This window comes from Microbacterium sp. LWH11-1.2 (assembly GCF_038397745.1).
In the GTDB taxonomy this organism is placed as follows: Bacteria; Actinomycetota; Actinomycetes; order Actinomycetales; family Microbacteriaceae; genus Microbacterium.
On the sequence record NZ_CP151636.1, the window covers coordinates 4,021,166 to 4,044,595 of the forward strand.

A 23,430-nucleotide genomic window follows, 5' to 3' on the forward strand; every position below is an offset into this window, starting at 1 on the left:
CTCTCCCGACGGCCTCCGCTCTGTCATCCTGTGTGCAGGATCACCACCACCCGGTGAGCAGATCCCACAGCCAGTCGAGGATGTCCCCGATGGCGCCGCCGATGCCGCCGGCGCGGTTGACCGTGACCGTGGCCGTCGCCTCGTCACCGTCCGCCTGCGCCACCGCCACCGTGTACTTGCCCGGCTGCGTCTTCTTCGGAACCGTCACCGAGGTGCTGAACGAGCCGTCGTCGCCGACCTGGATCGTGCCGACCTCGATGGCCTGCCCCTTCTTCGGGCGCAGCTCCACCGTCACGGTCTCACCGGGCTGGTAGCCCTCGCCGGTGATGGTGAGCTTCTTGCCCGCCGTCACCTTCGAGGAGCCGAGCGCGATCGTGCCGGCGAACTCCTCCTCGCCCGCGATCGTGAACGGCACCTGCACGGTGGTCCCGGTGCCCGCGACCGCGACGGTGAGCTGCTGCTCCCCGAAGACGCCCGACGGCACCGTGAACGTCAGGCTCGCACGCCCGACCTCGTCCGTGGTGTCGACGATGGCGGGATCGATCGCTCCGGCCGCGAGCTGCGTGCCGCCCAGCGAGAGCGACACCTCGCCCGGAGCCGGCTCCCCCGCGCTGAACGCGAGCGAGGAGAGCGAGACCGTCACCTGGTCGCCGGCGCTGTAGCCGTCGGCATCCGCCGGGCTGATCGCGACGCCGACCGCGCGCTGGGCGTAGTCGGGACTCGCGGTCTTGTTCGCATCGAACCAGTCGACCATGGACTGCAGGTCGATCTTGCCGGTGTCGCGCTTGCCCGTACCGTGCTTGAAGGTGGAGAAGTTGTCTCCACCGGCGGCGAGGAACGAGTTCGCGGCGACCGTGTAATCGGCCGCCGGATCGATCGGCGTGCCGTCGAGCGTGATCGACGTGATCCGCGAGCCCTGCGCCCCTGCGGGGTCGTAGGTGTACACGAGCCCTTCGGAGACGCCGAGCTTCAGGAACGGCCGCGCCGAGCCCGCCGGCTGCCACTGCTCCTCCAGCACGCCCTTCAGCTGCGCGCCCGTGAGGGTCAGCGTCACCAGCGTGTTCGCGAACGGCTGGACCGTCGCCGCCTCACGGTAGGTGACGTTGCCGTCGGGGTCGGATGCTCCGGTCGAGGCGTACGCGAGGTTCGCCCGGATTCCGCCCGGGTTCATCAGCGCGATGTCGGCATCGGTGGACCACTTCTGCACGTCGGCGACGAAGTTGCCGATGGTGGACTCGCCACCGCGGTTCTCCGAGCCGCTGGTCTGACGCGCGCGGTTGAAGTCGGCGGTGATGTCTCCGACCTTGATCGCCCCCAGCACGTCGGCCTCGGCCTTCGCCTCGGCCACGATGTCGGCGACCTCGGGGACGGCCGGGTACAGCGGCGCACCCGCAGCCGTGAGGGGCTTGATCTCGTTGGTGATCGAGATCAGCTCCTTCGTCTTCGCGTCCACCTGGATGTTCATCAGACCGAGGTTCTCGCCGTACTGCCCCGCCGAGACGACCGGGCGGCCGTCGATGACGTGGTTGTACGCGAGGTGCGTGTGCGCCGAGACGATCGCGTTCACGTCGTCGTCGACGCCGTAGACGATCTCGCCCAGCGGCGATTCCGGGGTGATGGCCCCGACATCGACGCTCTCCGCCCCCTCGTGGACGAGGAGGATGACGACATCCGCCTCGCCGTTGGACTCATCGCCGTCGCGCAGGTCGTCGGCCACCGCGTTGACCGAGTCGACGATGCTGCGCACCTCGAGGTCGGCGATGCCTTCCGGCGACACGAGCGAGTCGAGGTCCTCGGTGACGGCGCCGACGAACCCGACCTTGACGCCGTCGAGCTCCTTGACCCATGCCGGGGCGAGCGCAGGCTCACCCGTCTCCGTCACGAACACGTTCGACGAGATGTACTCCCAGTCCGCGCGGTCCTGCACGCGATCGCGCAGGTCCTCCCAGCCCTGGTCGAACTCGTGGTTGCCCGCGGCGCTGACGTCGAGGCCGGCGGCGTTGAGCGCGTCGATCGTCGGGTTGTCGTCATTGATGAACGAGGTGAACGTCGACGCGCCGATCAGATCGCCGGCTCCGGCGAAGATCGTGTTCGGGTTCGCGTCGCGGAACTGCTTGACCGCACCCGCGAGGACGGCCGCGCCTGCGGCGGCGCCGTCGGCCTCGATCCGACCGTGGAAGTCGTTGACCGTGACGACGTCGATGCTCACCGGCGGGATCTCCGAGGAGACGCCGACGATGATCGGGTCGTGGTCGCTGGAACGGTAGGGCGTGCCCGACTCGGTGGCGCCGAACGCGTAGCCGCGGTCGCTCCACTCCGGCGAGTTGATGCCCCAGACGCCGGCGCCCGTGATCGACGCGGCGAGCGACGGCGACGCGATGACGTGGTCGAGCGAGCCGAGCTCGCCGTCGAACGTGTACGTGTACTGACCGGCGGCCCTGTCGGCGACCAGGTCGCTCCAGCCGTTCGCGGTGAAGACGTCGATCGGGTCTTCCTTGCCGTAGGCGTTGAAGTCGCCGATCAGCAGCATGTCGCCGCTGCCCGATGCCTCTTCGAGGTCGGTCGTGAACTCCAGGAGCGACTGCGCCTGCGCGACGCGGTCGGCGTTGAAGAAGCCCTGGCCGTCGGCGGGCTCTGCACCCGCACCCTGGGGCGGCGACTTCGACTTGAAGTGGTTCGCGACCACGGTGACGACCCGGCCGTCGATGTCGAACGCCTGGGCGATCGGCTCACGCGCGTTGCCCCAGACGGTCTCGTCGGTGACGGTCGCGCTGTCGCCGACGGTGGTGACGGCATCCTTCTTGTAGATGATCGCGTTGGTGATGTAGTCCGTCGTCGCCGCGTCGTTCAGCGCGTCAGGGGTGGGCACGTAGTCCCACACGTCGCTGCCGGCGTCCTCGTTGAGACCTGCCACCAGGTCCTCGAGGGCCGAGTCGATCGGCTCGCCGAGCTTGACGGAGTTCTCGATCTCCATGAGCGAGACGATCTCGGCATCCAGGCCGTTGATCGCCGCGACGATCTTCGACTTCTGGATGGCGAACTGGGCCGCATTCGCGGCACCGCGGGCATCGGGGTTCTCGGACGTCAGCGTCGTGAAGTAGTTGTAGACGTTGAACGAGGCCACCTGCACATCGCCACCGACCTCGGGAGCCGACTCGGTGCGCGGGTTCGTCGCCGCGAAGCCGACCTTGAGGTCTGCCGGAGAGGCATCGTCGATCGGGATGACGGGCTGCAGACGCCAGTCGTCGAAGCCCCACTGCAGCACGTAGCCGTTGTCGCCGAAGTCGACGGTGTCGCCGTTGCGGACCACCGCGTCCTTCGTGAAGTACGGCTGGGCACCGGGGTGGCCGTTGTTCGTCACCTGGATGGACCAGCCGTCGTCGAGCAGCAGGCGGTTGGCCCGGTTGGCCGCGGCGATGGCCGCCGCCGCGTCACCGGGGCGCGTGGTCTCGGTGCTCTTGACGTTGAGGTCCGCGCCGGCGTTGAGCCAGAGCGTGCCGAAGTTGAAGAGCTGGTGGCTCGAGGCCAGACGGTATGTTCCCTCCGGAGCCACATACATGTTCTCGTACTGCTCGCGGTCGGCGCCGCGCACGGTGTCGGGAAGCGGAGTGACCGCGGGGACTCCGGCGCCTGCCGCAAGCACCTCGATGTCGGTCACCGCGCCGGGGTTCAGCTGCGTCTGGCCGAAGTACTCGCCGACCGCGCCGGTCACGGAGACGAGGTCGCCGATCGCGAGGGTCGGGGCCAGCGCGTTCAGGAAGACGAAGATGCCGTCGGATGCTCCGGGCGTGGCGTCGGTCGCGCCGCCGGAGCCCTGGGTCTGGATGACGATCCCCTTGTAGCCGCCGGTGCGGTAGTCGGCGGTGACGACGCCCTCGACCGTGACGGTCTGGCCGCTCAGCGGTGAGACGTCGGCCGTGCCCTGCACGTCGGCGATCGCGACCGTGGTCGGATCGGGATCGGGATCGGGGTCGGGATCGGGGTCGGTGCCGCCGGTGCCCTGCGGGGTGATGGTGGCCGAGAGCGTGAAGTCGACGCTGTTGTCGTCGGTGTCGGCGCCGCCTGTGCGGTTCAGCGACTTGACGTCGGTGTTCCCCGCCGGCGCCGTGGCCGCCGCGGTCTCGAAGGTGTTGGAGGTGCCGTAGCCGAGAAGGTCGACCACGCCGTCGACGCCCGCGACCGAGCCGGGGGTGAGGGTGACGGCGGCCGTGCCCTCGACGAGCGCGAGCGTGCCGGTGGTGCCGCTCGGGGTCAGGGTGCTGACCGCGTCGGGAGCCGGGAGGTCGGCGCCGTTGGCCCCGTTGCTGTTGCCCTGCACCAGGTAGTAGCCGCCGGCCGGGATGACGCCGGTGAGCGGCGCGACGCCGTTCGAGGGCCCGGTGCCCGTCGCGGAGCGGTACTGCAGCGACATGCCGTCGAGGGTGACCGGCTCGGAGGTCGGGTTGTAGAGCTCGACGAACTTGTTCTTGAAGGCGGCCCCTGCGCTGCCACCGGAGAGGTAGGCCTCGTTGATCACCACCCCCGTCCCTGCCGGATCGGCGAAGGCGGGCACGGCGGTCAGCGAGCCGAAGCCCAGCGCTGCCACACAGGTCGCGGCGAGAGCGCCGACGCGCCCCCGGTTTCTACGGTGAGCGACGGGAGCCATGCGGTTCCCGTCCTCTGGAGCGGACATCATCGGTGCGGTCTCCTCGGTCGGTGGTGCGACATCTCTCATGAATCTGTCACGGCGCGCACCGGGGTCTCCCAGCCCGCACACATGTTGCGAGCATACGGAGCGCTCCGGACATCCTCAATGGAGTTCTCCGATTCGTCACCGACCGCTCACCGGATGGCCGCGGCGACCCCCGACGAAGGTCCATATCCCGGCATTCCGGCGCACATGTGCGCACGGATCTCCGCGCAGATGCGCGATGTGATCAGGCTGTTTCCGCGGTCCGCGCCTCGTCGAACTCCTCGACCTCGCGCTCCCAGGCGTCTTTCGCCAGGCGGTACCAGAGGTAGAACGCGAAGCCCGCGAAGATCGCCCACTCGACCGCGTAGAAGATGTTCAGCCAGTTGATCGGCGATTGCTCTTCCGGCGCGGGAGAGGAGATCTCGATGAGCCCGGCCGTCGCCGTGGTCGAGGCGAGATACGGGCGGTACACGTCGAGATCCGCGGTGTCGCTCCACCGGCTGAGAAGCGCCGCCGTCGACATCCGATCCATCCGCTCCGGGTCGGTGCGCGGCGGGACCGCCGGGCCCTCGTCGGAGATGATCCTGCCGCTGATCGCGACCTCGGAGCCGTCGTCCTCGGCGGCGAGGCGCTCGACGGCCGCATCCGCCGCTTCGCGGTCGGGCGCCCAGCCGATCGCGACCGCGATCGACGTGCGGTCGGCGACTCGCAGCTGGCCGGTGACCCAATATCCCTCGACGTCGTCGTTGAACCGGCTCGACACGACGAGGAAGTCGCCCTCGACCCACGTCCCCGATGTCTCGACGCGCTGGCCGACGAGAGGCTCGGGAAGGTACTGCCCCGGTTCCACGACATCGGTGAGCGGCCGCACCTGCTCGGTCGCCCCCGCCGGGGGCGGATCCGTCTCGATCGCGCGCTCGAGCTGCCACTGCCCGAGCCACGCGAACACCCCGGCGACGACGAGGCACAGCAGAAGCATCCCGATCCAGCGTCCCCGGAGCATGACCTCACGAAGGGTCGGCGGGAACGGCGCAGGAGTGGTCACGGTGACGCGCGGAGCCTCAGGCCTCGTACGGGGCGAGCACGACCTCGACCCGCTGGAACTCCTTGAGGTCGGAGTATCCGGTGGTCGCCATGGACTTGCGCAGCGCGCCGATGAGGTTCGCGGTGCCGTCGGCGACGGGCGCGGGACCGTAGAGGATCTCCTCGAGCGTGCCGATGCCGCCGACCTCGACGCGGCGTCCGCGCGGCAGCTTCGAGTGATGGGCCTCCGGGCCCCAGTGGAACCCGCGGCCGGGAGCGTCGGTGGCGCGGGCGAGCGCGACGCCGAGCATGACGGCATCCGCTCCCATGGCCAGCGCCTTGACGATGTCGCCGGAGGTGCCGACGCCCCCGTCGGCGATGACGTGCACGTAGCGGCCGCCGGACTCGTCGAGGTAGTCGCGTCGCGCGGCGGCGACGTCGGACACCGCGGTGGCCATCGGCGCGTGGATGCCGAGCGTCGCACGGGTCGTGGAGGCCGCTCCCCCGCCGAAGCCGACGAGCACGCCCGCGGCGCCCGTGCGCATGAGGTGCAGGGCCGCGGTGTAGGTGGCGGCGCCGCCGACGATCACCGGGACGTCGAGGTCGTAGATGAACTTCTTGAGGTTCAGGGGCTCGTCGACGCTGGACACGTGCTCGGCCGAGACGGTGGTGCCGCGGATGACGAACAGGTCGACGCCGGCCGCGGCCACGGTGTCGTAGTGCTCCTGCGTGCGCTGCGGCGTGAGGGAGCCGGCGACCGTGACGCCCGCCTCGCGGATCTCGGCGAGCCGGCGCGTGATGAGCTCGGGCTTGATCGGCTCGGAGTACAGCTGCTGCATGCGGACGGTCGCCTCGCCGTCGTCGAGCCCGGCGATCTCCGTGAGCAGCGGCTGCGGGTCTTCGTAGCGCGTCCACAGTCCCTCGAGGTCGAGCACGCCGAGGCCGCCGAGCTGCCCGAGCATGATCGCCGTCTGCGGGCTGACGACAGAGTCCATCGGCGCTCCGAGCACCGGGATGTCGAAGCCGAACGCGTCGATCGTCCACGCGGTCGAGACATCCTCGGGGTTGCGCGTGCGGCGCGAGGGCACCACCGCGATGTCATCGAACGTGTACGCGCGGCGTGCGCGCTTTCCTCGGCCGAGCTCGATCTCCATGGTCACCCGTCCAGCCTACCCGGCCCCCGACGGGGTCTGCGGCTGCGGAGCCGGTCAGCGGGAGCGCACGACCCGCCTCTCGTCCCAGACCGGCGCATCGGACTCGTAGACCTCGCCGTCCGAGCCGAACACCAGGAATCGGTCGAACGACCGGGCGAACCAGCGGTCGTGCGTGACCGCGAGCACCGTCCCCTCGAAACGCGCGAGCGCGTCTTCCAGCGCCTCGGCCGATTCCAGGTCGAGGTTGTCCGTCGGTTCGTCGAGCAGCAGCAGCGTCGCACCGGACAGCTCAAGCAGCAGCACCTGGAGCCGCGCCTGCTGCCCACCGGAAAGCGAGTCGAACGTCTGCTGCGCCTGCCGGACGAGCCCGTACCGATCCAGCGCTGAGCTGGCGGCATCCCTCGGCATCCCGGCGCGGCGGTCGTCTCCGCGGTGCAGGATCTCCAGCAGCGTGCGCCCGACGAACTCGGGGTGCGCGTGCGTCTGCGCGAAGAGCCCCGGCACGACCCTGGCGCCGAGCGTCGCCGTGCCCGTGTGCGGCACCTCGCTCAGCTGCTCTCCGGTGGACGTGACGTGACCGAGGGTGGCATCCGGATCGCTGCCACCCCTGGCCAGAAGCCGCAGGAAGTGCGACTTCCCCGACCCGTTCGAGCCGAGCACCGCGACGCGATCGCCGTACCAGACCTCGGCGTCGAAGGGCTTCATCAGACCGGTGAGCTCGAGGCCTGCGGCGACCACGGCCCGCTTGCCCGTGCGCGACCCCCGCAGACGCATGTCGAAGTCCTGCGCGGGGGGCCGCTCCTCGGGCGGACCGGCCTCCTCGAACTTGCGGAGCCGCGTCTGAGCGGCCTGATACCGCGACGCGAAGCCGTCGTTCGCCGAGGCCTTCACCTTGAGGTTCGCGACCAGGGTGCGCAGCTTCTCGTGCTGCTCGTCCCAGCGTCGCCGGAGCTCGTCGAGCCGGTCCATCCGATCGGTGCGCGCCTGCTGATAGGTCGCGAAGCCGCCGCCGTGCACCCACGCGGTGGAACCTGCGCCGCCCGGTTCGAGAGTGATCAGGCGGTCCGCGGCACGAGCGAGGAGTTCGCGATCGTGCGACACGAGGAGCACCGTCTTGGGCGTCTGCCGCAGCTGATCCTCGAGCCAGCGCTTCGTCGGCACATCGAGGTAGTTGTCCGGCTCGTCGAGCAGCAGCACCTCGTCGGGACCGCGCAGCAGCGCCTCCAGCGCCAGTCGCTTCTGCTCGCCGCCGGAGAGCGTCGTGAGCTCGCGGAAGCGCGCACGCTCGAACGGCACGCCGAGCGCCGCCACCGTGCACTGATCCCACACGGTCTCGTGCTCGTAGCCACCGGCATCCGCGTACTCCGCGATCGCCGACGCGTACGCCATCTGGGTGTCGTGCTCGTCGCGTTCGATCAGTGCGTTCTCCGCCGCCTCGAGCCCCTGTGCCGCCCCGCGGATCCGCTGCGGAGCGACGCTCACGAGCAGTTCGTGCACGGTCTGACCCTGGCGTCCGTGCCCGACGAACTGGTCCATGACGCCGAGGCCGCCGTCGATCGTGACGACGCCGTCATCGGCCGGCTGATCTCCGCGGATGATGCGCAGCAACGTCGTCTTGCCGGCGCCGTTCGGTCCGATCAACGCGCTGGTGGACCCCGCACCGACCCTGAATGTCGCCTCGTCGAGAAGCGGTCTGCCGTCGGGGAGAGTCAGAGACACTCCGGAGACATCGATGTAGCCCACTGTCCGTGGCCGTCCTTCCGCCCGCGAACAGCGAGCCGACCAGGCTATCAGCCCGCGATGGAACGGAGTGACCGGGGTCAGGGACGGAGCTGGGTGATCCGGCCCGACTCTCCCCACGCACGGTCCGTCGTGACCACCGTCACATCGAGACGTCGGGCGAGCGCGAGGCACAGCCGATCCCCGAGCGACAACCCGCTGCCGCGCTTCCACATCGCTGCGGCGACCTCGGCGTCCGCGTGCTGCACGGGCTCGATCACCAGCTCATAGCTGCGCAGCAGTCCGGAGGCGACGCCCCAGTCGGCTCCCGACGCTCGGACCTTCTGGGCCACCTCCGCCCAGTTCGCCGCCCCGATGACCGCACCGTCCAGAAGCTCCTCGACGGCATCAGCGCCCGGCTCGGCCTGCAGGAACGCCAGGACGGCTGACGCGTCGAGAACGGTCACTCGATCTCGTCCTCCGCAGCCGCTGCGGACCGACGATCGGCGAGAAGCGCCGCGACGAGGTCCTTCCCGGCGAGCTGCGACCGCACCAGGGACTTGGCCTGCTCCCGGGTGACCAGGATCACTCCGCCGTCCGTCTCGATCATCAGCAGCCGCGCACCCTGTTCCCAGTGCTGCCGCGCACGGAGCTCGGCGGGGACGACCAGGCGGCCCCGGTCGCCCATCGGAGCGACAAACGTGGTATCCATGAGATCAGAGTACCACTACGTCCTAACCGATGGGTTTCAGGAGAGCGCGCTCGCCGTGGGAACCGTGTTCGCGAAGAGGTCGAGGACCGGGCAGTGCGCGTCGACGACCTGGCGGAGGTTCTCATACTGCTCGGGGCTGTCGGGGCCCGAGATGTCGACCTTCACCCGGATGTCGTGGAACCCGGCACGGCCCGACTCGTCGATGCCGAAGAGCTTCCGCACGTCGAGATCCCCCTCGGCCGTGATCTCGATCTCGTCGATCGTGAGACCGAGCGCCTGGGCGTAGAGCCGGTACACGACCACCTGGCACGACACCAGCGCGCCCAGCGCGTACTCGACGGGGCTCGCGGCCACGTCGTCTCCGGCGAGCGCGCTCGGCTCGTCCACGAGGAACCGATGCTTGCCGGCGCGGATCTCGGTGGCGACCGACCCGATTCCTCGGCCGCTCACCCGGTAGGTCAGCTGTGCGCTGCTCGCATCGGCGGCGATGCGCTCGTTCCACGCCGTTCCCGCATCGGTCAGGCGCTGTGCGCGCTCGGCCGGCGTGACATCGGAGACGGCGGTGATCTGGTCCTGGAGAAGAGTCATGCGGCGACCGTAACCGGGGCGTCGGCGCCCGCGCACCCCCGACGTCACAGGGGTTCACGGCCCGTCATCGACCGTCACGAAGGACGGGGGGCGACGGACTCAGTCCGCGCGGCTCAGGGTCCGCAGCGTCTCGGTCTTGGCCGCCGAGGGCAGCACGAAACGGAACTCCGTGCCGACGCCCTCTTCGCTGCGCACATCCATCGTGCCGCCGTGGGCGAGGACGATGGCGCGCGTGATCGTGAGACCGAGTCCGACGCCGGGCACGGCGTTGCTCGTCGCGGTCGACGCCCGGAAGAACCGGGTGAACAGCATCCCCTGTTCGTCCTTCGGGATGCCGATGCCGGTGTCGCTCACCGACAGCTCCACTCCGCCGTCGACGGGCCGCACGCGGGCGGCGACACGACCACCGCGGGGCGTGAACTTGATCGCGTTGGAGAGCAGGTTGTCGAGCGCCTGTCCGATCCGGCCGGCATCGATGAGGATGCGGACGGGCTCGGGAGCGAGCTCAGCGGTGATCTCGATGCCCTCACGCTGCGCGTGCGGCCCCGCCGACGCCACGGCGGAGCGCACGAGCTCGCCCACGTCGACCTCCGCGCGGTCCAGCGGGAACCGCCCCGACTCGACCTGCGCCGTGAAGAGCAGATCTCCCACGAGGTTCAGCAGCCGCTGGGCATTGCGCTCGATGATGGCGACGAACTCCTGCTGCTCCTCGCTGAGCGGCTGTCCTGGATCGCTCTGGAGCAGATCGAGGAAGCCGATGATCGCGCTCAGCGGCGTCCGCAGCTCGTGCGAGATCATCCCGACGAACTCGTCCTTCATCCGCGCGACCTCGACGGCCTTGCTCTCGTCGGTCACCACGAGCAGATACCCCTGCTGCGTGCCGGAGGCGTCGCGGTGGGGGTTCACGGTCACCCGCGCGGGAACCGAGGTCCCCGCCGACGTCACGATGTCGACGTCGTCCTCGACGTTCTGGTCGTCGTCCGCGCCGGCGAACAGCGCCCTCAGCCCCGGTGGCAGGTCGGAGTCGGCATCCACACGCTGTTCCTTCGTGCAGTCGCTCGCGAGCGCGGTCAACGACGCCTCCGCGAAGAAGCGGTCGACGCGCACGTCGTCCATCGCCTCGCTGAACGAGACGCCGAACAGCCGCTCCGCCCCCGGGTTCCAGGCGGTGATCGTGCCGTTCCGGTCGGTCGCGATCACGGCCTGCGCCGTGATCGACGACCACAGCCCCTCGTACGATTCCACCAGCGAGCGGTACTGATGCTCCTTCTCCCGCAGCTGCACGATCATCTTGACGTTGTCGGCGAGCGCCGCCGTGCGTTCGCCGACCAGCTCCTCCGCCTGCTCGGCGCGCACGCGCTGCTGACGGGAGAGCTCGTTGATCACCGCGGCGACGGCGGCGAACACCAGCGGCCCGATGACTCCGCGCAGCCAGTCGACCGCGCTGTGCGGCGGATCGGCGAAGTACGGCATGAGCAGGGCGATCGAGGTCAGTCCGCCGACGACGAAGACGTAGCGGATGCCGGGCGCCGCGGCGATCCAGATGACGGGCAGCAGCACGAGCGAGGAGAAGAGCGAGCTCGCCCCACCGGTGCCGGTGCGGAACAGACCGAGTCCGACGATGTCGATCAACGGGACGAGCAGGACGACCCACCCGTCGTACACCCGGCGAGCGCTCAGCACGGCCGAATGAGCGGTCGCGGCCAGCACCAGTCCGACACCGCACACCACCGCGACGAGGTGCGTGACGGGCAGATCCGGGATCCACCAGGTCAACAGCACGGCGGCGACCGTCGCGATGAGCGTGGGGGCCTGCTTCACGAGCGGGCTGGGGTTGTCGAAGACCTGGTACCACCGGTTCTCGGCGCGGTCCAGCGGGGTCGCCCTCATCGTGTCACCCGCTCGACGATGCCGCGCAGATCCGCACCGGTGATCGGCTTGGGCAGCGCCGCATCCGCCGGCGGATAGTCCGCGGCGTCGAGGACCGAGCTGATCACGAGGAAGCACTCCGGGAAGCGCTCCTGGACGCGTCGCGCGCACTCCTGACCGGAGATCCCCGGAAGCAGCAGGTCGATCACCGCCAGGACGGGATCGATCTCGTCGAACGCGGCGATCGCGGATTCGGCGTCGTAGGCGACGAAGGCGTCGAACCCCTCGCGGTCGAGGTAGCGACGCAGAAGGGCAGCCTGATCGACGGTGTCCTCGACGACGAGGGCCAGCGGCCTCCCGCTCATCGGAGGAGCAGCTCTCGCACGATGACGATCACGGCGACGACGGCCAGTGAGAGGAGCGCCTGTGGGACGAGTCGGCGCTCCCGACGTTCATCCGCGGCGATCTCCTCCACCTCGGAACCCTGCGGCGGCGCATCCGTCATGAGACGACCCGTCCGATCTTCTCGGTCTTTATCCACGAGGCGTCAGCACGACGCCACTCCTTGATGTACGAATCCACGGTGATCGCGCACAGCAGCGAACCGTATCCACAGATGTAGACGAGCAGTCCGGCGAAGAACCGGCCGCCCGGAAGCGGCTCGACCGCGCGGGCGAGCCAGATCCCCAGCATCGAGATCGGCCCCCAGAGGTAGAAGATCACGGCCCAGGCGAAGCGGCTCTCGTCGGTCAGGGCGAGACCGACCTGCGCGAGCCCCTCCTCGAACAGCCAGGGGAACAGTGCGAGCGCCATGAGGATCAGCGCGCCGAGCCCGGGGAACATGACCGCCTCGCGCCACGACTGCCTGCCGATACGGGGATCCAGCTGCACGGCGTAGAGCATCGAGAAGAGGTAGACGCACGCCGCGGAGATCCACATGAAGCGGAACACGAACTCCGCGATGTCGCTGTGCAGAAGGAGGAGTATCAGCAGGGCCGACGCCGCCAGGAGCATGAAGGCGGGAAGGAGCAGGATGACGAACCACGCGAGCCCGAAGGTGAAGCTGCCGAGGTTGTGGGTGCGGCTCGGCCGGAACCAGAGCTTCCGATAGATCGACGTCAGTTGCACGTTGCCACGGGCCCACCGGAGCCGCTGCTTCCAGAGGCTGTCGACCGTGCGAGGCTCCTCCGCGAGGACGACGGCGTGTGGCTCGAACACCATGCGCCGTCCCTTGAGCTGGCCCTCGAAGGTCGTCATCGTGTCCTCGGCGAGGGTCCCGGTCGGGATGCGCCCGCCGATCGCCTCGAGGTTCGCCCGGGAGTGCAGCTGCGCCCCGCCGGCGAGGCACGCGATCGCGCCGCCGACGTTCTGCACCCGTCGGGCGGAGAGCTGGCCGATCACGTACTCGATGGCGATGAAGCGCGTGAGGTAGTTGCGGTCCCGACTCCCCTCGGCGATGTACGCGGTGACGGCCCCGACCTTCTCATCGGCCAGGTGCCGACTGAGCTTGCGCAGCGAGTCCCTGGCGAAGATGACGTCGGCGTCCATGATGAGCACCGCCTCGGTCCAGGCGTCCGCGAGGACGACGTCGAGTCCGTGGTTGAGGGTGTGCGCCTTGCCCTCGCCGCCCTTGTCGCGACGCAGGTGCACGACGCGACCGGGATGCGCCGCCGCCATGGCCGTGACGATCTCGGGGGTGTCGTCGGTCGAGGCGTCGTCGACGACGAAGATCCGCAGGCGCTCCGGGGCGTACTCGAGCTGCAGCAGCCGTTCGATCGCCGGCCCGATGACGAGCCCTTCGTTCCAGGCGGGGATCACGACGGCGATGTTCGGGTGGTACGGCGCCGCCTTGGCGTAGTGGTTGCGGAACGCGTGCAGCGGCAGCGTGAGGAACTGCAGCGCGGTGTTGATCACGGGCAGGGTGCCCACCAGCACGCATAGCACCAGGAACACGACGAGCGTCGCCTCGGGCCAGGTGAGCTCCGCCATCAGGCGTCGCCCTCCGCGTCGAGGAGCTCGAGGACCCGTGAGTAGCGTCCGACGTCCGTTGCGACGTGGCTGTCGGTGGACGCCACGATCCGCGCTCCCGATCGGCGCAGCGCGGCGAGCGAGCGGATGCCGGGGCACCCCCACTTCTCGTTCACCTCGACGAGCGTGTCGGTGGCGGCGGCGGCGCGCGCCCACGCGTCGGTGCGCTCGTCGCCGAGGTCGTCCTCGGACAGGCCGATCTTCGGCAGGATCGAGAAGCAGTGCGCGAGCTGGTTCCCCGGGTGCCGCTGCATCGAGGCGATCAGCGCCGCGACGAGCTGGTCCAGGACATCGTCGGTCGCCCAGCCGTCCGCGATCCGCTCACGCACGGCGGTCGGCCCGAGCGGCCCGTCGATTCCGGGGAACTGGTGGTCGGCGATGAGGATGCGGTCGATGCCTACGGGAAGAGCGGGGATGTCGAGCGTGCCCGCTGCATCGAGGATCTTCGCCTCGACGCCGGTGAGGATCTCGAGGCCGCCGGGCACGGACAGCTCCCGGACGGCGGCGAGGTACTCGGGCACCCAGGTGGTGCTCTGTCGCACGTGATCCACGAGGCGCACCGTGCTCAGCCCCGCGGCCGCAGCCGCGGCGACGTTCTCGGCGAGCGTCGACACGGCGTCGTCGGAGAACGTCGAGTGGACATGGTGATCCCCGCGCAGAGCGGCGTGGCTCACAACTCCTCCTGGTGCCCCGCGTGGGCGGAGACGAGCAGGTCGTCGACCTCGACGATCACATCCTCGAGGAAGCGCACCGAGGCGACCTCCCGGAACGGGACCCGCGTCGGGAGCTCGATGCCGAGGAAAAGATCGGCGACGAGCGAGGGGATGTCGACACCCGCGGCGATCGTCAGCGGGAGCGCTCCGGGGAAGCGCGGATTGACCTCGAGCAGCACGGCGCGGCCGGTGCGATCCCGACGCAGCTGCACGTTCGCGACGCCGACGAGGCCGATCGCCCTGGCGATGGACGCGGCCGTGTCCTCGAGCTCCGGGTCGCGGACAGTCTGCCCCGCGATCGCCACACCCGAGTCGACCCTGGCGCGCGTCCGCGGGACAGCGGCGACGACGTTCCCCGCCGCGTCCGCCATGACGTCGACCGAGTACTCCTCCCCCGGGAGGAAGTCCTGCACGATGAGTCCCTCGTCGGTCGGCAGCGCCTCCAGCGCGGCACGATCGGGCACGAGCCGGATGCCGCGGCTGCCGGCGCCCTGGCGCGGCTTCGCGAAGACCGGGAACTCCCAGTCGACCTCCTCGGCATCGGGCCCTGCGAGGACCGTACGCGGGGTGCGGCCCGTCGCGGCGCAGCGCTCGGCGAGGGCCAGCTTGTCGAGCGCGGTGTTCAGGGTGTCGGCCGAGGGCGCGGCGAGCACGGCCGGTGCCAGCTCTCCCCGACGGTCGGCCAGCGCGATGAGCTCCACGTCGACCGTCGAGATGACGAGATCGAGCGCATCCTCGGCGACCATCCGTGCGATCGCGGGAACGAAGTCCTCGTCGCGACCCGGAGGGACGAGGCGGCGCTGCGCCGGCGGGACCAGGTAGATCCCGCTCGCCCAGCCGTCCATGTCGGCGGCGAACACGGTCAGGTCGGAGCGGCGGAGGAGCGAGCGGATGACGGCCACCCCGGCCGGACCCCCCGCACCCGTCACCAGCACGCGCTTCGTCATCAGCTCTCTCTTCTCGTGAGTTCATGGGCGCCGACGAACTCCGCCGTCTCGCGCACCACCTCGAGGGGCTCCACGGCCTTGCCGCCGCCGAACCGCGACCAGTAGCGCGCCGTCGCGGTGACGAACTCGGGTTCGAGGTAGTCGCGGCTGGCGGTCTGCGACTGGAAGCGCTCGAGGAGTCGCAGCTTCTGATCGAGGTACTGGTCGATGCGCACGAACCGCGTCGGACGGAAGTCGATCGTGGCCGACGGGCTCTGGTAGCACGCCACGGTGCCGACGCGTCGGGTGGCGACGATGGTCGCCTCGCTCACGGCTCGGTGATCCTGGTGCCGATCGTGAGCGGAGTGCGTGTAGACGATGGTCGGCGTGATCTCCTGCACGACCTCCTCGATGAGGCGCACCGTCGTCCCGCCCCCGGAGATCTCGGTGTCCACCAGATCCTTGACGAAGAGCCGCGCGCCCAGCATGTCGGCGGCCGCGAGGGACTCGCTCTGCCTGCTGTCGGCGTCGCCGCCGCGGGCACCGCGCGAGAGGGTGAGGATCGTGATGGCGTCCCCGGCGTGCGCGTGGGCTGCGAGCAGCCCTCCGACGCCGATCTCGACGTCGTCCGGATGCGCGCCGATGGCCAGCACGGTCTCCTTCGGCCGGGCTTCCTCACGGCGACGTCGGCCTTCGGCGGCGAGCCGTGTGACGACCTCGATCAGGCGGGCGTTGTCGAGCGGCTTGGTGAGGAACTCGTCGGCCTGCGCGCGCAGGGCCGACACCGCGTACTCCACCGAGACATGCGCCGTCATCACGATCACGGGGACGTTCGGGCTCGTGCGCCGCAGCTCCGCGAGCAGCTCCAGACCGCTCAGCCCCGGCATCTCGATGTCGGTGACGACGACGTCGGGGCGCACCTCCGCCATCCGCTCGATCGCGACGCGGCCGTCCTGCGCGATGTCGACGATGCAGCCCGCGCGCCGCTCGAGCACCGTCTTCACGAGCAGAGCGACGTCGGGGTCGTCATCGACGACGAGGACGCGCGGAGCTTCGTCAACCATAGAGCGGCTCTCCTTGGGGAGGATCCCTGCCGATGCGAAGATCGGCGTCGCGGTCTCGGTGCCCTACCACCGGGTCCGCGGGGAAAGTCGAGCGGGGTACGTCGATTCTGGCATAGGCGCCAGCGCCGCTGCGCAGCGCCGGATCGCGGTGCGGCGCGCTCCCGTGTCAGACGGCCCTGGCTGCGCGCTTCTCCTGCTGATACACCCGGATCGCCTCATAGCGCTCGGCCGAACGGGCCTGTCGCTTGGCCGCTTCCGCCGCCCGGTTCTTCGGCGGAGCCGAGGTCACCAGGTCGTCGAGCAGCTGACGGGCCGCGCGGGCGATCTCATCGACGGCCCGGTCGAAGACCGCCTGGTTCACGCGGGAGGGCGCGTTCGCTCCAGAGATCTTGCGGACGAACTGCAGCGCCGCGTCGTGGCACTCCTCGTCGGTCGCGGCGGGTTCGAGGTTGTTCAGCGGGACGATGTTGCGACACATACCGGCACGCTACGCCGGGCCGACGACGGACGGAAGAGGTCGATCCGGTGAACGGCATGGTGCGACGCGGGTGCTGCTCGCTACGCTCTGGCTACGAGAACCGGCGACGGCCGATCCGCCGTCTCCCTGGAACAGGAGAGAACATGACGATTCCCCAGCCCCCCGATTCCCCGCAGACTCCCCCGGCCTGGAACGGCGCGCCCACCCCGGATCCCACCGCCGCCTACGCGCCGCCCGCGCCCAACGGCGGCGCTCCCTACGCTGCAGCTCCGGTCTCCCCTCCGGGTCGCGTGCTGTCGATCATCGGCCTGGTGCTCGCCTTCGTCGCGGCGCCGATCGGCCTGATCCTCAGCATCGTCGCGGCCGTCAAGCTCGGCAAGGCCGGTGCCCCCAAGGGCATCGCCATCGCGGGCATCATCGTCGGCGCGGTCATCACCCTGCTGTACATCATCGGCATCATCCTGTTCGTGACGCTCTTCGCGGGCATCATCGGGACGTGCGCGGAGCTCGGCCCGGGCGTGTGGACCGTCGACGGCGTCACCTACACCTGCAGCTGATCTCCCCGGAGAGAGACGAAGGGACCGGATGCCGCACGGCATCCGGTCCCTTTCCGTCGAATCCCTACTTCTTGTAGTTGGGCGCCTCGACGACGATCTGCACGTCGTGCGGGTGCGACTCCTTGAGACCCGCCGAGGTGATGCGCACGAACTTCCCGCGGGTCTTGAGCTCTTCGATCGTGCGCGCGCCGACGTAGAACATCGACTGACGCAGGCCGCCGACGAGCTGGTACGCGACCGCGGCGAGCGGGCCGCGGTACGGCACCTGCCCCTCGATGCCCTCGGGAATGAGCTTGTCGTCGCTCGGGACGTCGGCCTGGAAGTAGCGGTCCTTCGAGTACGAGGTCTGCTTGCCGCGGGTCTGCATCGCGCCCAGCGACCCCATGCCGCGGTACTGCTTGAACTGCTTGCCGGACTGGAAGACGATCTCGCCCGGCGACTCGTCGGTGCCCGCGAGGAGCGAGCCGAGCATCACGGCGTCCGCACCGGCGACGAGGGCCTTGGCGATGTCGCCCGAGTACTGCAGGCCGCCGTCGGCGATCACCGGGACACCGGCGGGACGCGCGGCGAGCGACGCCTCGTACACGGCCGTGACCTGGGGCACGCCGACACCGGCCACGACGCGGGTGGTGCAGATCGAGCCCGGTCCGACGCCGACCTTGACGGCGTCGACGCCGGCATCGACCAGCGCCTGGGCGCCCTCGCGCGTGGCGACGTTGCCGCCGATGACGTCGATGTGCTCGAACGTCTCGTCGGCCTTCAGACGGCGGACGAGGTCGATGACGCCCTGCGACTGGCCGTTGGCCGTGTCGACCACGAGCACGTCGACGCCGGCATCGCGCAGCGCCTCCGCCCGCTCCCACGCGTCGCCGAAGAATCCGATCGCGGCACCGACGCGGAGCCGGCCCTGGTCGTCCTTGGTGGCGAGCGGGTACTTCTCGCTCTTGTCGAAGTCCTTGATGGTGATGAGGCCGGCGAGCTTGCCGTCCTCGTCGATGAGAGGGAGCTTCTCGACACGGTGCTTCGCGAACAGCGCGATGACCTCGCCGGCCGCGACGCCCACGGGGGCGGTGACGAGGTTCTCGCTCGTCATGACGTCCTTCACGAACGTGGTCTGCCGCTCGAAGCCCGAGACGAAGCGCATGTCGCGGTTGGTGATGATGCCGACGAGCTTTCCGTCGTCGTCGATGACGGGGAGACCTGAGATGCGGTACTTGGCGCACAGTGCGTCGACCTCTTCGACCGTGGCGTCGGCCGTCGTCGTGATCGGGTCGGTGATCATGCCGGACTCGCTGCGCTTGACGCGGTCGACGTGAGCGGCCTGATCCGCGATCGACAGGTTGCGGTGCAGGATGCCGATGCCCCCCTCACGCGCCATCGCGATCGCCATGCGCGATTCGGTGACCGTGTCCATCGCGCTCGACAGCAGCGGGGTGGCGACCGAGATGCGGCGTGTGATGCGCGACGACGTGTCGGCCTCGCTGGGGATGACGTCGGTGTGCCCCGGAAGGAGCAGCACATCGTCGTACGTCAGTCCGACGAAGCCGAAGGGATCGTGCTGGTCCATGGAAGCTCCTCCTGCGCGAGTCGCGCGAATCCGAGTGCGAGTGGGGTGGTCGACGTCGGCCGGTGCGGGTCGAAAACCCGTATGAAGATTCTAAGCGAGACACGCCCGCGAACATTCCCGGAAGCGCCCCTCGTCCGCACGGGATGCCGCCGGTGTAGGTGAATCGCAAAACGCGCACTACGCTCAAAACGTCGTCCACCCTGCGGTTCACACCCGATGCCGCAGAGAAAGCACTCACAGTGGAGGTTGCGTGGGACCCACAACAATCGCCGTGCAGCGAAAACGACCCTGGGTGGTCGCTTTCCTCGGCATCCTCATGGCGCTGACCGCGTTCCTGGTACTGCCTCCGTCATCCGCCTCGGCGGAGACCTCCGACGACGAGCAGGAGGTGACGGACTTCTACTTCGCCGGGGTCATCACCTTCGACGACGAGCCTGTCGAGGGCGTCGTCATGCAGATCGAGGGCAACGGATTCAAGGGTGAGACCGAGACCGACGTCGACGGCAAGTGGCGGCTGTACGTGCCCGAGAAGGACAAGTACACCCTCACCGTCGACGAGAAGACCCTTCCGGACGGCGTGATCGTCGACGCGAGTCTGCTGCCGGAGGGCACGCAGCCCATCGCCGGCACGACAGCCTCGTTCGAGGTCGAGTTCGGCCTCACCGGCACCAAGATCATGAACCTGTTCCTCGGCGAGGGGCAGCGGATCACCGTCTCGTTCCTCGATCAGCTGCTCTCGCGACTCGTCGGCGGGCTGAACTTCGGTCTGCTTCTCGCGCTCGCCTCGATGGGCGCGGCCCTGATCTACGGCACCACCCGGCTGTCGAACTTCGCCCACGCCGAGATGGTCACCTGGGGCGGCCTCGTCGCCCTGGTGACGACCACGTTCTGGCAGCTTCCGCTGTGGGTCGGCATCATCGCGGCGGTGATCGGCGGAGGGCTCTTCGGCTGGGCCCTGGATGCCGGCATCTGGCGGCCGCTTCGGCGGCGCGGTCTCGGTGTCGTGCAGCTCATGATCGTCAGCATCGGCCTCTCGCTGGCGCTCCGCTACGCGTTCCAGTACCTGATCGGCGGCGGTACGCGGCAGCTTCCCGGTGCCAGCCCCGCCCCGATCCAGTTCGGTCCGATCTCGCTGTCGTACATCGACATGATCGGCATGGGCGTGAGCATCATCGTGATCCTCGGCGTCGCCTTCTTCCTGACGCGCACCCGCATCGGCAAGGCGACCCGCGCGATCTCGGACAACCCGCAGCTCGCCGCGGCATCCGGCATCGACGTCGACAAGGTGGTCCGCTACGTCTGGATCCTCTCCGGCACGCTCGCGGCGATCTCCGGCATCCTGTGGGCGTACTTCCGCCCCGGCGTGAAGTGGGACATGGGCGCGCAGATGCTGCTGCTCATCTTCGCCGCGATCACGCTGGGCGGCCTCGGCACCGCGTTCGGTGCTCTCGTCGGCTCGCTCATCGTCGGCATCGCGGTCGAGGTCTCGACGCTCTGGATCCCCTCCGACCTGAAGTACGCGAGCGCTCTGGTCGTGCTCATCGTGATCCTCCTCGTCAGACCCCAGGGACTGCTGGGCCGCAGGGAAAGGTTGGGCTGACGCCATGGACTTCGGAAGCATCTTCTCCAACACCGCCGTCTACCTGTTCAGCCCGGTCACCCTGGCGTACGCCCTGGCGGCGACGGGTCTCGCGATGCACTTCGGCTTCGCCGGCCTGCTCAACTTCGGTATGGCCGCGTTCATGGCGATCGGCGGCTACGGCTACGCCATCTCGGTGCTCACCTTCGGGCTCCCCTGGTGGATCGGCATGCTGATCGGTCTGCTCGGCGGCGCGCTCTTCGCGGTGCTGCTCGGCATCCCGACCCTGCGTCTGCGGGCCGACTACCTCGCGATCGCGACGATCGCGGCCGGTGAGATCGTGCGCCTGCTGTTCACCACGCAGGTCTTCGACGAGTACACCAACTCCGCCGACGGCCTCGCCCAGTTCAACGGCGGCTTCCGCGACGCGAACCCCTTCCCCGTCGGGACCTACGGGTTCGGGCCGTGGACGTACAGCGCCGACGATCTCTGGAACCGCGTGTTCGGGCTGATCGTGCTCGTCGTCGCGATCCTGCTGGTCTGGGCTCTGATGCGCAGCCCGTGGGGCCGTGTGCTCAAGGGCATCCGCGAGGACGAGGACGCCGTGCGCTCGCTCGGCAAGAACGTCTTCGCCTACAAGATGCAGGCGCTCGTCGTCGGCGGCGTCATCGGCGCGGCGGGCGGGATCGTGTTCGTCCTCCCCTCTGCCGTCGTCCCCGGCAGCTACACGACCTCGCTGACGTTCTTCCTGTGGACGGTCCTCCTCCTCGGCGGCGCGGCCACCGTGATCGGGCCGACGCTCGGAGCGATCCTCTTCTGGGTCGTGTTCGCCTTCATGGCGAACCTGCTGCCGGCGATGGCGAAGGCGGGGATCCTGCCGATGTCCGACAGCCAGGCCTCGACGCTGGTGTTCATCTTCATCGGCATCGCGCTGATGCTGCTCGTGATCTTCCGCCCCCAGGGCATCCTCGGCGACAAGAGGGAGATGACCTTTGTCAAGTGAACTGACCCCCGAGGCGGTCCCCGAGGGGACCGCCGCCCCGGCGACCGGGAGCATCCGTCGCCCGAAGACCACCGGTCTGACCAAGGGCGAGGTGAAGCCCGGCGTGGCGAAGGTCGATCCGATCCTCATCGCCGACGGCGTGGAGCGGCGCTTCGGCGGACTCACCGCCGTCGACGTGGACCACCTCGAGATCCCGCGCGGCGCGATCACGGCGCTCATCGGTCCCAACGGCGCCGGCAAGACGACGCTGTTCAACCTGCTCTGCGGCTTCGACAAGCCCAACAGCGGCACGTGGTCGTTCGACGGAAAGAACCTCTCCGGCGTGCCGTCCTTCAAGGTCGCACGGATGGGGCAGGTCCGCACGTTCCAGCTGACGAAGTCGCTGTCGCTGCTGACGGTGCTCGAGAACATGAAGCTCGGTGCTCCCGGCCAGCGCGGCGAAGGGTTCTGGTCGAGCCTGTTCCCGTTCCTGTGGCGCAAGCAGGACACCGAGATCGAGGCCAAGGCCCGCGACCTTCTGGCGCGGTTCAAGCTCGACGCCAAGGAGCAGGACTTCGCAGCCTCGCTCTCGGGAGGGCAGCGCAAGCTGCTCGAGATGGCCAGGGCGCTGATGAGCGACCCGACGCTGGTCATGCTCGATGAGCCGATGGCCGGCGTGAACCCCGCGCTCACGCAGTCGCTGCTCGACCACATCCTCGATCTCAAGGGCCTCGGCATGACCGTGCTGTTCGTCGAGCACGACATGCACATGGTCCGCCACATCGCCGACTGGGTCGTGGTCATGGCCGAAGGACGCGTCGTCGCAGAAGGACCGCCGGACGAGGTCATGGCGGACCCCGCCGTGATCGACGCCTACCTCGGCGCCCACCAGGACGTCGACCTCGGCGCCGTGACCGGCCGCATCCCCGTGATCTCGGAGATCGACCCGGTGAGCTTCCGCGAACAGGTCGAGGCCGAGGTCGAGGCCGAGGAATCCGCCGACGACGCCGAGGAGAAGAAGGCATGACCGACCAGACGCCTGTCCGGAACGAGATCAAGAACGACGATGTCATCGTCGAGCTGAAGGACGTGCACGCGGGCTACCTGCCCGGCGTGAACATCCTCAACGGAGCGAACCTCGTCGCGCACAAGGGCGAGCTGATCGGCATCATCGGCCCGAACGGTGCCGGCAAGTCCACCCTGCTGAAGGCGATCTTCGGCATGGTGAACGTGCGCGAGGGTGATGTCACGCTCCACGGTGAGAGCATCGTGGGACTCAAGGCCGACAAGCTCGTCAAGCGCGGCGTGGCCTTCGTCCCTCAGACCAACAACGTCTTCCCGTCGCTCTCCATCGAGGAGAACCTCCAGATGGGGCTCTACCAGAACCCCAAGATCTACGCCGAGCGTCTGGAGTTCGTCAGCAGCATCTTCGCCGAGCTCGGCAAGCGGCTCAAGCAGCGTGCCGGTTCGCTGTCCGGCGGTGAGCGGCAGATGGTGGCGATGTCGCGCGCGCTCATGATGGATCCGTCGGTGCTGCTGCTCGACGAGCCATCCGCCGGCCTCTCCCCCGTGCGCCAGGATGACGCGTTCATCCGCGTCTCCGACATCAACAAGGCCGGCGTCACGACGATCATGGTCGAGCAGAACGCCCGGCGCTGCCTGCAGATCTGCGACCGCGGCTACGTGCTCGACCAGGGACGGGACGCCTACGAGGGCACCGGTCGCGACCTCCTCAACGACCCCAAGGTCATCGGCCTGTACCTCGGCACGCTCGGCACCGAAGACGCCGCCTGACGCGG

The 23,430-nt window shown here is 69.2% G+C and carries 21 protein-coding genes; 5 read left to right on the forward strand and 16 right to left on the reverse strand.

Features of this window, described 5'->3' with window-relative positions:
• Positions 1-40 precede the first annotated feature (40 nt).
• The 15 genes from MRBLWH11_RS19615 to MRBLWH11_RS19685 all read right to left on the reverse strand — a co-directional run bounded on the left by MRBLWH11_RS19615 (position 41) and on the right by MRBLWH11_RS19685 (position 16,946).
• Positions 41-4,645 carry an ExeM/NucH family extracellular endonuclease gene (locus MRBLWH11_RS19615; RefSeq protein ID WP_341946062.1) on the reverse strand — a complete coding sequence of 1,535 codons (4,605 nt, stop codon included), beginning with the start codon at positions 4,643-4,645 and terminating at the stop codon, positions 41-43.
• Positions 4,646-4,916: 271 nt separating this feature from the next.
• Positions 4,917-5,675: an SURF1 family cytochrome oxidase biogenesis protein gene (locus MRBLWH11_RS19620; RefSeq protein ID WP_341947865.1), complete on the reverse strand. Its 759-nt coding sequence runs from the start codon at positions 5,673-5,675 to the stop codon at positions 4,917-4,919.
• A 58-nt stretch (positions 5,676-5,733) separates the two neighbouring features.
• Positions 5,734-6,849, reverse strand: a complete 1,116-nt coding sequence (locus MRBLWH11_RS19625) for a GuaB3 family IMP dehydrogenase-related protein (protein WP_116634586.1) — start codon at positions 6,847-6,849, stop codon at positions 5,734-5,736.
• Between the two features lie 54 nt (positions 6,850-6,903).
• Entirely contained in the window at positions 6,904-8,592 is a 1,689-nt protein-coding gene (locus MRBLWH11_RS19630) for an ATP-binding cassette domain-containing protein (RefSeq protein WP_341946064.1), read from the reverse strand.
• Between the two features lie 77 nt (positions 8,593-8,669).
• On the reverse strand, positions 8,670-9,035 hold the full coding sequence (locus MRBLWH11_RS19635; protein WP_341946065.1) for a type II toxin-antitoxin system VapC family toxin: 366 nt from the start codon (positions 9,033-9,035) through the stop codon (positions 8,670-8,672).
• Positions 9,032-9,280 carry an AbrB/MazE/SpoVT family DNA-binding domain-containing protein gene (locus MRBLWH11_RS19640; RefSeq protein ID WP_341946066.1) on the reverse strand — a complete coding sequence of 83 codons (249 nt, stop codon included), beginning with the start codon at positions 9,278-9,280 and terminating at the stop codon, positions 9,032-9,034. The genes MRBLWH11_RS19635 and MRBLWH11_RS19640 overlap by 4 nt, the downstream gene beginning before the upstream one ends.
• Before the next feature lie 36 nt (positions 9,281-9,316).
• On the reverse strand, positions 9,317-9,868 hold the full coding sequence (locus tag MRBLWH11_RS19645; RefSeq protein ID WP_341946068.1) for an OsmC family protein: 552 nt from the start codon (positions 9,866-9,868) through the stop codon (positions 9,317-9,319).
• Positions 9,869-9,967: 99 nt separating this feature from the next.
• On the reverse strand, positions 9,968-11,758 hold the full coding sequence (locus tag MRBLWH11_RS19650) for an ATP-binding protein (RefSeq protein WP_341946070.1): 1,791 nt from the start codon (positions 11,756-11,758) through the stop codon (positions 9,968-9,970).
• The gene (locus tag MRBLWH11_RS19655) at positions 11,755-12,102 is read right to left on the reverse strand and encodes a response regulator (protein WP_116634580.1); all 348 of its coding nucleotides are present in this window, start codon (positions 12,100-12,102) and stop codon (positions 11,755-11,757) included. Before MRBLWH11_RS19655 ends, MRBLWH11_RS19650 begins: the two co-directional genes overlap by 4 nt.
• On the reverse strand, positions 12,099-12,242 hold the full coding sequence (locus MRBLWH11_RS19660; RefSeq protein WP_165807993.1) for a hypothetical protein: 144 nt from the start codon (positions 12,240-12,242) through the stop codon (positions 12,099-12,101). The genes MRBLWH11_RS19655 and MRBLWH11_RS19660 overlap by 4 nt, the downstream gene beginning before the upstream one ends.
• Positions 12,239-13,726 carry a glycosyltransferase gene (locus tag MRBLWH11_RS19665; protein WP_341946073.1) on the reverse strand — a complete coding sequence of 496 codons (1,488 nt, stop codon included), beginning with the start codon at positions 13,724-13,726 and terminating at the stop codon, positions 12,239-12,241. Before MRBLWH11_RS19665 ends, MRBLWH11_RS19660 begins: the two co-directional genes overlap by 4 nt.
• On the reverse strand, positions 13,726-14,439 hold the full coding sequence (locus MRBLWH11_RS19670) for a PHP domain-containing protein (RefSeq protein WP_341946075.1): 714 nt from the start codon (positions 14,437-14,439) through the stop codon (positions 13,726-13,728). The genes MRBLWH11_RS19665 and MRBLWH11_RS19670 overlap by 1 nt, the downstream gene beginning before the upstream one ends.
• Complete coding sequence (locus tag MRBLWH11_RS19675) at positions 14,436-15,425, reverse strand: ATP-grasp domain-containing protein (RefSeq protein WP_341946077.1); 990 nt, start codon at positions 15,423-15,425, stop codon at positions 14,436-14,438. Before MRBLWH11_RS19675 ends, MRBLWH11_RS19670 begins: the two co-directional genes overlap by 4 nt.
• Positions 15,425-16,468, reverse strand: coding sequence for a response regulator (locus MRBLWH11_RS19680; protein ID WP_341946080.1), 1,044 nt, complete (start codon positions 16,466-16,468; stop codon positions 15,425-15,427). The genes MRBLWH11_RS19675 and MRBLWH11_RS19680 overlap by 1 nt, the downstream gene beginning before the upstream one ends.
• Before the next feature lie 166 nt (positions 16,469-16,634).
• Positions 16,635-16,946: a DUF2277 domain-containing protein gene (locus MRBLWH11_RS19685; protein ID WP_341946082.1), complete on the reverse strand. Its 312-nt coding sequence runs from the start codon at positions 16,944-16,946 to the stop codon at positions 16,635-16,637.
• A gap of 143 nt (positions 16,947-17,089) precedes the next feature.
• On the opposite strand from MRBLWH11_RS19685, the gene MRBLWH11_RS19690 reads away from it, so the two are divergent.
• On the forward strand, positions 17,090-17,503 hold the full coding sequence (locus MRBLWH11_RS19690) for a hypothetical protein (protein WP_341946084.1): 414 nt from the start codon (positions 17,090-17,092) through the stop codon (positions 17,501-17,503).
• Between the two features lie 64 nt (positions 17,504-17,567).
• On the opposite strand, the gene guaB is transcribed toward MRBLWH11_RS19690, so the two are convergent.
• On the reverse strand, positions 17,568-19,070 hold the full coding sequence (gene guaB, locus MRBLWH11_RS19695; RefSeq protein ID WP_341946086.1) for an IMP dehydrogenase: 1,503 nt from the start codon (positions 19,068-19,070) through the stop codon (positions 17,568-17,570).
• A gap of 292 nt (positions 19,071-19,362) precedes the next feature.
• On the opposite strand from guaB, the gene MRBLWH11_RS19700 reads away from it, so the two are divergent.
• Genes MRBLWH11_RS19700 through MRBLWH11_RS19715 form a run of 4 tightly spaced genes read left to right on the forward strand, consistent with a single transcriptional unit; the run spans position 19,363 to position 23,425 of the window.
• Positions 19,363-20,670, forward strand: a complete 1,308-nt coding sequence (locus tag MRBLWH11_RS19700) for a branched-chain amino acid ABC transporter permease (protein WP_116634572.1) — start codon at positions 19,363-19,365, stop codon at positions 20,668-20,670.
• 4 nt (positions 20,671-20,674) lie between these two features.
• Entirely contained in the window at positions 20,675-21,652 is a 978-nt protein-coding gene (locus MRBLWH11_RS19705; RefSeq protein WP_341946088.1) for a branched-chain amino acid ABC transporter permease, read from the forward strand.
• A gap of 52 nt (positions 21,653-21,704) precedes the next feature.
• Positions 21,705-22,658, forward strand: a complete 954-nt coding sequence (locus MRBLWH11_RS19710; RefSeq protein WP_341947867.1) for an ABC transporter ATP-binding protein — start codon at positions 21,705-21,707, stop codon at positions 22,656-22,658.
• Positions 22,655-23,425: an ABC transporter ATP-binding protein gene (locus tag MRBLWH11_RS19715; RefSeq protein WP_116634570.1), complete on the forward strand. Its 771-nt coding sequence runs from the start codon at positions 22,655-22,657 to the stop codon at positions 23,423-23,425. The genes MRBLWH11_RS19710 and MRBLWH11_RS19715 overlap by 4 nt, the downstream gene beginning before the upstream one ends.
• Positions 23,426-23,430: the final 5 nt, after the last annotated feature.

Excerpts from the sequence above, each read along its gene's own strand:
- MRBLWH11_RS19640 (WP_341946066.1), bottom strand. The coding sequence starts at position 9,280 with ATGGATACCACGTTTGTCGCTCCGATGGGCGACCGGGGCCGCCTGGTC.
- MRBLWH11_RS19675 (WP_341946077.1), bottom strand. The coding sequence starts at position 15,425 with ATGACGAAGCGCGTGCTGGTGACGGGTGCGGGGGGTCCGGCCGGGGTG.
- MRBLWH11_RS19645 (WP_341946068.1), bottom strand. The coding sequence starts at position 9,868 with ATGACTCTTCTCCAGGACCAGATCACCGCCGTCTCCGATGTCACGCCG.
- MRBLWH11_RS19685 (WP_341946082.1), bottom strand. The coding sequence starts at position 16,946 with ATGTGTCGCAACATCGTCCCGCTGAACAACCTCGAACCCGCCGCGACC.
- MRBLWH11_RS19665 (WP_341946073.1), bottom strand. The coding sequence starts at position 13,726 with ATGGCGGAGCTCACCTGGCCCGAGGCGACGCTCGTCGTGTTCCTGGTG.
- MRBLWH11_RS19690 (WP_341946084.1), top strand. The coding sequence starts at position 17,090 with ATGACGATTCCCCAGCCCCCCGATTCCCCGCAGACTCCCCCGGCCTGG.
- guaB (WP_341946086.1), bottom strand. The coding sequence starts at position 19,070 with ATGGACCAGCACGATCCCTTCGGCTTCGTCGGACTGACGTACGACGAT.
- MRBLWH11_RS19705 (WP_341946088.1), top strand. The coding sequence starts at position 20,675 with ATGGACTTCGGAAGCATCTTCTCCAACACCGCCGTCTACCTGTTCAGC.
- MRBLWH11_RS19660 (WP_165807993.1), bottom strand. The coding sequence starts at position 12,242 with ATGACGGATGCGCCGCCGCAGGGTTCCGAGGTGGAGGAGATCGCCGCG.
- MRBLWH11_RS19620 (WP_341947865.1), bottom strand. The coding sequence starts at position 5,675 with ATGCTCCGGGGACGCTGGATCGGGATGCTTCTGCTGTGCCTCGTCGTC.
- MRBLWH11_RS19680 (WP_341946080.1), bottom strand. The coding sequence starts at position 16,468 with ATGGTTGACGAAGCTCCGCGCGTCCTCGTCGTCGATGACGACCCCGAC.
- MRBLWH11_RS19715 (WP_116634570.1), top strand. The coding sequence starts at position 22,655 with ATGACCGACCAGACGCCTGTCCGGAACGAGATCAAGAACGACGATGTC.
- MRBLWH11_RS19625 (WP_116634586.1), bottom strand. The coding sequence starts at position 6,849 with ATGGAGATCGAGCTCGGCCGAGGAAAGCGCGCACGCCGCGCGTACACG.
- MRBLWH11_RS19615 (WP_341946062.1), bottom strand. The coding sequence starts at position 4,645 with ATGGCTCCCGTCGCTCACCGTAGAAACCGGGGGCGCGTCGGCGCTCTC.
- MRBLWH11_RS19655 (WP_116634580.1), bottom strand. The coding sequence starts at position 12,102 with ATGAGCGGGAGGCCGCTGGCCCTCGTCGTCGAGGACACCGTCGATCAG.
- MRBLWH11_RS19650 (WP_341946070.1), bottom strand. The coding sequence starts at position 11,758 with ATGAGGGCGACCCCGCTGGACCGCGCCGAGAACCGGTGGTACCAGGTC.